This window comes from Haloferax sp. Atlit-10N (assembly GCF_003586325.1).
Lineage (GTDB): Archaea > Halobacteriota > Halobacteria > Halobacteriales > Haloferacaceae > Haloferax > Haloferax prahovense.
Genome location: NZ_PSYX01000030.1, coordinates 1 through 1,714, shown reverse-complemented (window position 1 = coordinate 1,714; position 1,714 = coordinate 1). Strand labels below are relative to the sequence as shown.

The window sequence follows — 1,714 nt, the reverse complement described above, 5'->3', positions numbered from 1 at the left end:
CGTTGTGTCGGCTTCTTTCCGTCCACGTTGTCGAGAGCGTCTTGCAATTCCTCGACGGAAACATCGTCGAGATGGTTCATTATCTCTTACAAGAGTCTTTGAGTAAAAAATTCTAACGATTACTATAGAACTCGATCGCTCCGATCATCGGCTCGCCGACACACTTCGGGCAGACATCGGTGTCGTATTCCGCCATACAGTGTCGGTGGCAGGAGATCCCGCAGTGCTCGCAGACGAACACCTCATCGTCGCGAGCGCATTCCGAGTCACAGATGTAGCACTGAACCATGGATACTCGAACCTTGACTTGAAAACCGCATCAACACTATGTTCGGGGCCTGATAGATGTCTGATTTTCATGACGGCTACCGACCAAGTCTACTCCTGTTTGGAGACAAAAGGAATGCCAAATCGTTGGCTATCCATTGCTCTCTTCGTGATACAACCCGATCTCAGGGTAATTTGACGGGGTTAACTTTCGATTCTTAACAACAATTCGATTGAATGAGTAGAACGTCTTTCCACGTATGGAAATGACCACGGCGCCCACGGAGACGGTCGATGGTAGCAAGACGCTCGTTCGAGGCAACGTTCTCGAGAAAACCTACGGGTCACGACTTCCGTTGGGACGGTCGACGCCCGTTCTCACCGGTGCGGATATCGAGGTCCGTGCCGGCGAGATCGTCGGCATCGTCGGCGAGAATGGGTCGGGCAAGTCCACGCTGATGAAGATTCTCGTCGGGGTTCTCGACCACGACGCGGGCACGGTCGAACGGTATGGAACCGTCGGATGGTGTCCGCAGGAACCCCTGCTCTACGATCGGTTGACCGTCTCTGAAACCTTCCGGCTCTTCGGCGCCGGGTACGGGATGAGTCGCGAGGAGATCGACGCGGCGAAGCAAAGACTGGCGGACGAACTCGACTTCGAGCAGTACCTTGACTACCGGGTCGACCAGCTTAGCGGTGGGAACCGACAGAAGGTCAACCTCAGCATCGCGTTGATGCACGACCCGGACGTTCTCATGCTCGACGAACCCTACACCGGGTTCGACTGGGAGACTTACCTGCGATTCTGGGACATGGCACAGGACCTCGCGGACGACGGCACTGCCGTCGTCATGATCTCTCACCTCATCGAGGAACGGAGTCGCCTCGACCGCGTCTTCGAGGTGCGGAACGGACTGGTTCACGACGTGACCGACGACGAAACTGAGAGCGAACTCCGAAGCGACCGGGAGGGAGACGATGAATAGGTTCGCCGTGGGCATTCGATCAAACGTTAGGACGTTCCTCAGGACGCCCCTGAACGTGGTCCTCGCGCTGGTGCTGCCGCTCGTGGTCATCGAGGGGTGGGGACAGGCGATGGCGGGGCTACCGCCGATGCCGACCGTCGAGGCGATTCCGCTCGATCTCGGGCGCGTCCTCGGCGCAATCTTCGGCGTCGCCATCATCGCTGGGCTGATGGGTCTGGTCCAGATGATCAGTGCCCGGGAGGCCGACCGACGGCTCGTCCAGACCGGGTACTCGCCGAGGACGTTACTTGCGACGCGGCTGGCGACTCTCGCGGGTGTCACGATTGTCGTCGCGGGGGTGAACTTCGGGGTCCTCTGGCTGACCGTCGAACCCGAGGCACCGCTGCTCGTGTTCGCGTTCCTCGCGCTCGCGGGCGTCGTCTACGCCTTCCTCGGTGCGCTCGTCGGCGCAGTGCTTCCGC

General features: G+C 59.0%; 1 protein-coding gene and 1 pseudogene. Both read left to right on the top strand.

All coding sequences use genetic code 11. From position 1 onward, the window contains the following. Positions 1-527: 527 nt before the first annotated feature. Positions 528-1,253, top strand: coding sequence for an ABC transporter ATP-binding protein (locus tag C5B91_RS20925; protein ID WP_233514217.1), 726 nt, complete (start codon positions 528-530; stop codon positions 1,251-1,253). Next, positions 1,246-1,714 (top strand): annotated as a pseudogene (locus C5B91_RS20920) (hypothetical protein); the annotation flags it as partial. The gene C5B91_RS20925 and the pseudogene C5B91_RS20920, both read left to right, overlap by 8 nt.